This window comes from Mycobacterium talmoniae, assembly GCF_001854525.1.
In the GTDB taxonomy this organism is placed as follows: Bacteria; Actinomycetota; Actinomycetes; order Mycobacteriales; family Mycobacteriaceae; genus Mycobacterium; species Mycobacterium talmoniae.
On sequence record NZ_MLQM01000214.1, the window covers coordinates 1 to 7,962 of the forward strand.

Below are 7,962 nucleotides of genomic sequence, written 5' to 3' on the forward strand. Positions count from 1 at the left end.
GCACGACGCCGTCTCTTGTGGAGTCCGGTCCGGTACCGTACCGTTAGAAATCTCGGCACTCCGCAACGATGACCCCGACCCCCCGGTCGCGTCACCGGTTATCGAAAGGTTCACGGGTGAAGGGGATTTCAGCCTTCGGGCTGGTGAGACGCGGGTGGATGGTGCTGGTGACCGTCGCGGTGGTGGCGCTCGCCGGATTCGGTGTGTACCGGCTGCACGGCATCTTCGGCTCGCACAACGACACGTCCACCCCGACCGGGGTCCTCAACGACAGCGTGCCGTTCAACCCCAAGCACGTGGTCTATGAGGTCTTCGGCGACCCCGGGGCGGTGGCCACGATCAACTACCAAGACATCCACGCCGCACCGCAGCGCGTCGACCACGCGCCGCTGCCGTGGCGCTACGAGATCACCACTACCGACCCCGCGGTCATCGCCAACCTGACGGCGCAAGGCAACGGCGGCACGCTCGGCTGCCGCATCGTCATCAACGGTGAGGTCAAGGACGAGAGGACCGTCAACGAAGTGCACGCCTACACCTTCTGCCTGGACAAGTCCGGATGAGCAACCAGCGGCGTCGCCTGCCGCACAGCATCCGGATGCTGGCGGTGCCGATCATCCTGCTGTGGCTGGGTTTGGCGGCGGTCACGAACATTGCGGTGCCCAAACTGGAGGCCGTCGCCAAAGCGCATCAGGTGGGCATGAGCTCGCCCAGCGCACCGTCGCTGCAGGCGATGAAACACATCGGGAAGGTGTTCCAACAGTTCGATTCCGACAGCGCGGCGATGATCGTGCTGGAAGGCGAGCAGCCCCTCGGCGCCGACGCCCACCGGTTCTACGACACCCTGATCGACAAGCTGCGCCGCGACACCAAGCACGTCGAACACATCCAGGACTTCTGGGGCGACCCGTTGACGGCGTCGGCGTCCCAAAGCAACGACGGCAAGGCCGCCCTGGTTCAGGTGTATCTGGCCGGTAATCAAGGCGACGCCCTGGCCGGTGAATCGGTCAACGCGGTGCGCGACGCCGTCGCCGACACGCCGCCGCCGCCGGGCGTCAAAGCCTATGTCACCGGGGCGGCGCCGCTGATCACCGATCAGTTCGAAGTCGGCAACGAGGGCCTGTTGAAGGTCACCCTGATCACGTTCGTGGTGATCGTGGTGATGTTGCTGTGGGTGTATCGCTCCCTGGTCACCACGATCCTGGTGCTGCTCACGGTCCTGGTCGAGTTGGCCGCCGCGCGCGGGGTCGTCGCGGTGCTGGGGAACGCCGGGTTGATCGGGCTGTCGACGTTCTCGGTGAACATCCTGACGCTGCTGGCCATCGCCGCCGGCACCGACTACGCGATCTTTGTGCTGGGCCGCTACCACGAGGCGCGCGGGGCCGGCGAGGACCGAGAAACCGCGTTCGACACCATGTTTCACGGGACCGCGCACGTGGTCTTGGGTTCGGGGCTGACCATCACCGGCGCGGTGTACTGCCTGACGTTCGCGCGGCAACCCTATTTCCAATCCATGGGGGTTCCGGCCGCCGTGGGCATGTTGGTGTCGGTTCTGTCCGCGCTCACGCTGGCCCCCGCCGTGCTGGCCGTGGGCAGCCGGCTCCGCATCTTCGAACCCAAGGTCGCGATGCGGACCCGGGAATGGCGGCGCATCGGCACCGCCATCGTCCGCTGGCCGGGCCCCATCCTGGTGGTGACGATCGCGGTCGCCCTGATCGGCCTGGTCTCGCTGCCCGGGTACAAGACCAGTTACGACTCCAAGCCGTACCTGCCGGACGACACCCCGGCCAAGGTCGGCTACGCCGCCGCCGAGCGGCATTTCTCGCAGGCCCGGCTCAATCCCGAGCTGGTCATGGTGGAGGCCGATCACGACCTGCGCGATCCGGCCAACATGCTGGTGCTGGAACGGGTGGCCAAAAACATCTTCCACACCCCCGGTATCGCCAAGGTGCAGACCATTACCCGGCCGTTGGGGACACCGCTGGACCACAGCTCGATCCCGTTTCAGCTCAGCCAGCAAAGCGTCGGCCAAGTGATGAACCTGGAATACCAGAAAGCCCGCGCCGCCGACTTGCTTAAACAGGCCGGCGTGCTGAAGGACACGATCGACATCCTGCGGCAGCAGTACAGCCTGCAGCAGCAAAGCGCCGCCGCCACCCACGAACAAACCCAGAGCTTTCACGACACCATCACGGTGATCAACGACCTGCGGGACAAGCTCGCGAACTTCGACGATTTCTTCCGGCCGGTGCGCAACTATTTCTATTGGGAGCCGCACTGTTACGACATCCCCGCTTGTTTCGCGTTCCGGTCCGTGTTCGACGCCCTCGACGGCATCAGCCAGCTCAGCGAACAGTTCACCAGCATCACCGCCAGCCTGGACAAATTGGATGCGCTGCAGCCGCAACTGGTTTCGCTGCTGCCGCCCCAGATCGACAACCAGCTGGAGAATCTGGAGCTGACGCTGGCCAACTACGCCACCAATTCCGGGATCAACAACCAGTCGGCGTTCGCGAACGACAACCCGGCGGCGATGGGGCAAGCCTTCGACAAAGCCAAGAACGACGATTCCTTCTACCTGCCGCCCGAGGTGTTCGCCAACCCCGACTTCAAGCGGGGCCTGAAACTCTTTATGTCCCCGGACGGCAAGGCTGTGGAGATGATCATCACCCACGAGGGTGATCCCGCGACCCCGCAAGGCATTTCGCATATCGACGCGATCCGCAACGCCGCCAAGGAGGCGGTGAAGGGCACGCTGCTGGAGGGCTCGCACATCTATATCGCCGGAACCGCGGCGACCTACAAAGACATCCAGGACATGGTCAAATACGACCTGATGATCGTCGGGCTGGCCGCGCTGAGCCTGATCTTGCTGATCATGATGATCATCACCCGAAGCCTGGTCGCCGCCATCGTCATTGTCGGCACCGTGGCGCTGTCGTTGGGCGCATCCTTCGGGCTCTCGGTGCTGGTCTGGCAGGACATTTTCGGCATCCAGTTGTACTGGGTGGTGCTGGCGCTGGCCGTGATCCTGCTGCTGGCGGTGGGCTCGGACTACAACCTGCTGCTGATCTCGAGGTTCAAGGAGGAAATCGGCGCCGGCTTGAAAACCGGGATCATCCGCGCGATGGCCGGCTCCGGTTCGGTGGTGACCTCGGCCGGGCTGGTGTTCGCCGCCACCATGACCACGTTCGCGTTCAGCGCGCTGGTGATCCTGGGTCAGGTCGGGACCACCATCGGCATCGGGCTGCTGTTCGACACGTTGATCGTGCGCTCGTTCATGACGCCGTCCATCGCCACCCTGCTGGGGCGCTGGTTCTGGTGGCCGCAGCGGGTGCGCCCGCGCCCGGCCAGCCAGATGCTGCAGCCCTACGGGTCGCGTCCGGCGGTGCGGCAACTGCTGCTGTGGGGCGAGGAGGACTGACGCCGCCCGAGGTTTGACTCTGCGTGTACCAGGCAGAAGTTCGAGAAGACCGCGTGGTCAGCGCAGAGTCACTGCGCCGCGCCGTCGAGGCCGGCGCGTTCGACGGACAATAGGCTTTCGGTGCGATGTTCTTCCCAATAGGCCGCGGCACCGCCGTTGAGCCCGAACAGTCGTTTGCTCCACAGCAGCCAGATCACCGCAACCACGTTGACCACCAGCGCCCCGAACCGCAGAATCGTCAGCTTTTCGGTGAGCTCGTAGATTTCCAGCGGAATGAACACGCCGGTCGCGATCACCGCGAAGTACTCCCCCCAGCGCCGCATCAGCCACAACCCGACGGCCTCGATGAGCTCGATCAGGGCGTACACGACCAGGCCGACCGCGATCCACAGCAACGTCGCCGAGGACAGCGTGAACGCGGCGGCGATGTGCGCGACGATCTTGGACTCGTCGGGGTTCCAGCCGATCTGGTCGGCCAACGGCCGCAGCAACGGCAGGTCCTGCTCGAATGCCTGCTGCAACTGGGCCCGCGACCCCCGGACCTTCACCACGCCGACGGCCAGCAACAAGAACACCACGCACCGCAGCGCGCGTTCGGCGGCCAGCAACCGCATCAAAGTGCGGTCCCGCAGCAGCCGCCCGCGTGGCACCTCCGGTGCGGTGTCGGCCGGACCGCTGCCGCGCGGCGGCCCGACCACAAACGTCTCGCAGCGCAGGCACCGCCAGGCCTCCCCGGCCGGCGTGTCGGCCTTCAGCCGCTCCCGCAGCGTCGGCTCGTCGGGGGCAAAGGTCGCGTGGCCACGCAGCCCACACGAGCGCAGGGCGAAATCCACCATAGGAGCACACTAATGCTCGCTCAGGCGTCGGCCAGCACATGCGTGATCGGGATCGGGTACGTGGCACGGGCGTGCTCGATCAGGCCGTGCCGCAGCCACACCGACCGCGCCACCGGCAGCGTGGAAATGACCACCCGATCGGGCGCGAAGCCGGCCACCGCGTCGTGCAGGGCGTGGGCGGGCCGATGATCGCCGAGCGCCCCGGTGGCCGGCAGGCCGAGGTCATGCAGCGCGGCCAACATGTCGTCGAGCCGCTGCTGGGCCGCGGCCACGGTCGCGTCGGCGACATAGAGCGGGCCGGTGTGCTCGGCTTGCCCGGTGTCGATCGGGTTGGCCGGCACGCAAAGAAAGTATTCGGCGTGCCGCTCGGCGTCGACGCGCCGCAGCTCCGCGAATAGCTCAGCGCCCGACAGGGTTTGGTTGGCCAGCACCAGCACCCGCCGGGCGGTGCCGGTCGGTGCCACCTCGGGTGTCGGCGCCCGCCCGCGCCACCGCAGACCCACGACATACAGCACCAGCACCACGGCCCAGGACAGCAGGCTCAGCCACAGCTGGGTGCGGGCGGTGCGGTCGAAGGCCATCTGCACCAGCACCCCGACGATGCCGGCCGCGGTGAGCAGCGACAGTCCGGGAAACCACCACATCTTGACCCGCAGAGCCGCCGCGGGGGTGCGTCGGCGCAGCACGATCTGGGACAGCGCGATCAGCAGGTAGACGAACAGGATCACCGCGCCCGACGAGTTGAGCAGGAAGCTGAACACGGTGTTCGGCGCGATCCACGCGACGATCACGCAGCCGAAGCCCACCACCGAGGAGGCCAGGATCGCCACGTGCGGCACCCCGCGCGCGCTGACCGCGACCAGCTGGGCGGGCGCCTCACGCCGGGCGGCCAGCACGAACAGCATCCGCGACGCGGTGTACAGGCCGGAGTTCAGGCAGGACAGCACCGCGGTCAGCACCACCGCGTTCATCAGGTGATCGGCCCCGGGAATGCCCATCGCCTTGAACGCGGCGACATAGGGCGAGGTGCCGAGTTCGGCTGAGTTCCACGGCAATATCACCACGAGCAAAAACACCGATCCGACGAAGAAGATCGCGATGCGGGCCACCACGGTGTTGGTGGCGCGTTGTACGGCGCGCGGCGGGTCGGCGGTTTCGGCGGCCGCGATCGTGGCCACCTCGGCGCCGACCATGGAGAAGATCGCGACCACGATGGCGGCCGCCACCGCCCCGATGCCGTGCGGAAAGAACCCGCCGTGGCCGGTGAGGTGGTGAAAATCGGCGTGGCCGCCCGGCCAGATGCCCAGCACGAAACAGCTGCCCAGGCCCAGGAACGCCAAGATCGTCGCGACTTTGATGCCGGCGAACCAGAATTCGAACTCGCCGAAGGACGCCACCGAGAACAGGTTGGTCGCGGTCATGGTCGCCATCAGGAGCAGCGACAGCGCCCACAGCGGCGCGTTGAACCAGTAGGTCAGCACCTTGGCGCCGGCGACGGCCTCGAAGCCGACCACGATGACCCAGAAGTACCAGTACAGCCAGCCGACCGAGAAGCCCGCCCAGCCGCCCAGCGCGTCGCGGGCGTAGTCGGCGAACGATCCGGTCGACGGGTTCGCGGTCGCCATCTCGCCCAGCATCCGCATCACCAGGATGATCAGCGCGCCGCAGATCGCGTAGGTCAGGATCGCGGCGGGCCCGGTGGCCGCGATCACCACCCCGGACCCGACGAACAGCCCGGCGCCGATCACCCCGCCGATGGCGATCATGTTGAGCTGGCGCTGCGACAGCCCCTGGTTCAAAGTGGTGGGCGCGCTGCGGCGCTGGGCCTCGGTGCGGCCTCGCGTGCGCGACATGACGGGACGCTAGCACCGTTATTCGTGGCCGCGACCGGGAATGCTTACACCGGAACCGCGCGCAGCGCCGCGGGCAGGCTGGGCAGAAAATGCGCGGTGGCGAACGCGCGGATGTCGTCGGCGGACTCCAGTGGCTCCCGGGTCGGCAGCAGCAGCGCCATCGCCGCGTACCGCAGGATGGTGTCGGCCAGTTCGGTGACGGCCTGCGCGCCGATGCGTTCGGCGAACCCGGCCGGAAAGATCACCCGCAGCGCGTCGGCCATCCGCTCGACGATCGCGCCGTAGTGCTGCTTGGCCAGGTCCAGCGCCAGCGCCGGTTCATCGGTGATCATCCGGTCCAGCACCCGGTGCCGGCGGAACCGCATAATCGCGACGGTGAACGCCTCGACGTAGTAGTTCGACTGCCGCCCGGCGTTTTTCAGCTCGGCGGCGATGTCGGCGAACAGCACCGCGTTCTCCCGGTCGATGACCGCGGCGACCAGTTCGTCGCGGCCGGCGAACCGGCGGTAGATGGTGGTGCGGCTGACCCGGGCGCGCCGGGCGACGTCGTCGAGCGCGACCCGGCGGAAGCCGTGCCGTTCGAACTCGACGACCGCGGCGTCGAGGATGGCCGTGGTGGCGGGGTCAGCCCCGGGCGTAGCCGGCACAGGCGAACTTGTTGTAACGCAGCCGCATCGGCAGATGATCCCACATCCAGTTGACCGGCCGGGACCGGCACACCGCGGCGAAGCGCCGGTAGCGGCGGTCCTGTCGGTCGCTCCACGGCAGCCCCAGCAGGGCGCGGGTGTTCGGCGGCATCCCACCGGTGGTCAAAAACGCCGCGACCGGGTTGAACACCAGCGACACCACCCGCCACAGCGCCGGGGACACCCCTTTGGGACAGGGGAATCCCTTGGTGACGTACCCGACGCCGTATTGCGCGGTCTTGTGCGGGACGACGACCTCGTCGAGCATCCGGTTCCAGTAGGTTTCGAACGCGGCGTAGTCGGCCGGCATCGGCCGGTCGCTGACGCCGTAGCGGCGATACCAGGTCTTGGATTCGGCGTAGATCTGCTCCTTTTCGGCGCGGGTCAGCCGCTTGACGAAGGTGTCGGCGAAGTACAGCACCTGGTCGACGAAGGTGGCGTGCGCCCAGAAGTAGGTGTCGGGGTCCAGCGCGTGGTAGCGGCCGCCGTCGGGCATCTCGCCCTTGATGTTGTGGTGGAAGTCGCGTACCCGCTGGCCGGTGTTGTCGCACTCGGAGCCGTAGACGGTCATGAAGATCGGCGGCAGCGACCGCTTGACCCGTGCGGCGGTGTCGGAAAAGAACACCGAGTGATCGAGCACGCCCTGGCCGAGCTCGGCCAGCATGTTCTGCAGCACCGCCGGGCGCGGGCCGATCAAAAACATCCGGTTGTCCCCGAAGTACCGCCACACCAGCGACTGCGGGCCCAGCGGCAGGGCGTCGGTGTCCGGCGTGGTTTCCGCAAGCTCCGTCATGCGGAACAGTGTTACATATTTTGCACTTTGTACCAACGTGACGGCGGTCACTTCCGGGACCGTCGGCGCACAGCCGCGGACGCGGCCCGCGGCCCGCGCGGCTGTGCGAGCAGACGCAGATTCGCACTCCCGGGCCCCGAATCGTGCGAATCTGCGTCTGCTCGCCGGCGGACGCGGCCGTTATCGGGCTGTGGCCGGATCGTGTGGCGCACCGAGACCCGCGGCCCGCGTCGGCTTGGCATGATGCGCTGGTGAAATCGCTGACCCGCAGGGACGCACTGCGTCTGAGTGTCACCGGTGCGGTCGCGGGCGCCGGCACCGCGGGCCTACTCGCGCTGGGCGCCCTGCTCGATCCGCCCCGACCCCGCGC

At 67.4% G+C, this 7,962-nt stretch carries 6 protein-coding genes; 2 read left to right on the plus strand and 4 right to left on the minus strand.

Annotated elements, in window-relative coordinates; genetic code table 11:
* Positions 1 to 158 precede the first annotated feature (158 nt).
* Together BKN37_RS24410 and BKN37_RS24415 are read left to right on the plus strand one after the other, a co-directional pair.
* On the plus strand, positions 159 to 563 hold the full coding sequence (locus BKN37_RS24410; protein ID WP_071029517.1) for an MmpS family transport accessory protein: 405 nt from the start codon (positions 159 to 161) through the stop codon (positions 561 to 563).
* Positions 560 to 3,424, plus strand: a complete 2,865-nt coding sequence (locus BKN37_RS24415) for an MMPL/RND family transporter (RefSeq protein ID WP_071029518.1) — start codon at positions 560 to 562, stop codon at positions 3,422 to 3,424. The genes BKN37_RS24410 and BKN37_RS24415 overlap by 4 nt, the downstream gene beginning before the upstream one ends.
* Before the next feature lie 68 nt (positions 3,425 to 3,492).
* Here the strand turns inward: BKN37_RS24415 and BKN37_RS24420 are convergent, their stop codons facing one another.
* From BKN37_RS24420 to BKN37_RS24435, 4 genes are read right to left on the minus strand one after another with little or no spacing between them, the layout of a single operon-like run.
* Positions 3,493 to 4,260: a DUF2127 domain-containing protein gene (locus BKN37_RS24420; protein WP_071029520.1), complete on the minus strand. Its 768-nt coding sequence runs from the start codon at positions 4,258 to 4,260 to the stop codon at positions 3,493 to 3,495.
* 20 nt (positions 4,261 to 4,280) lie between these two features.
* Positions 4,281 to 6,113: an amino acid permease gene (locus tag BKN37_RS24425; protein WP_071029522.1), complete on the minus strand. Its 1,833-nt coding sequence runs from the start codon at positions 6,111 to 6,113 to the stop codon at positions 4,281 to 4,283.
* A gap of 44 nt (positions 6,114 to 6,157) precedes the next feature.
* Positions 6,158 to 6,760 carry a TetR/AcrR family transcriptional regulator gene (locus tag BKN37_RS24430; protein WP_071029524.1) on the minus strand — a complete coding sequence of 201 codons (603 nt, stop codon included), beginning with the start codon at positions 6,758 to 6,760 and terminating at the stop codon, positions 6,158 to 6,160.
* Positions 6,738 to 7,592, minus strand: coding sequence for an oxygenase MpaB family protein (locus BKN37_RS24435; RefSeq protein WP_071029526.1), 855 nt, complete (start codon positions 7,590 to 7,592; stop codon positions 6,738 to 6,740). Before BKN37_RS24435 ends, BKN37_RS24430 begins: the two co-directional genes overlap by 23 nt.
* Positions 7,593 to 7,962: the final 370 nt, after the last annotated feature.

Coding starts and splice junctions, on each gene's coding strand:
- BKN37_RS24435 (WP_071029526.1), bottom strand. CDS start 7,592: ATGACGGAGCTTGCGGAAACCACGCCGGACACCGACGCCCTGCCGCTG.
- BKN37_RS24420 (WP_071029520.1), bottom strand. CDS start 4,260: ATGGTGGATTTCGCCCTGCGCTCGTGTGGGCTGCGTGGCCACGCGACC.
- BKN37_RS24425 (WP_071029522.1), bottom strand. CDS start 6,113: ATGTCGCGCACGCGAGGCCGCACCGAGGCCCAGCGCCGCAGCGCGCCC.
- BKN37_RS24410 (WP_071029517.1), top strand. CDS start 159: ATGGTGCTGGTGACCGTCGCGGTGGTGGCGCTCGCCGGATTCGGTGTG.
- BKN37_RS24415 (WP_071029518.1), top strand. CDS start 560: ATGAGCAACCAGCGGCGTCGCCTGCCGCACAGCATCCGGATGCTGGCG.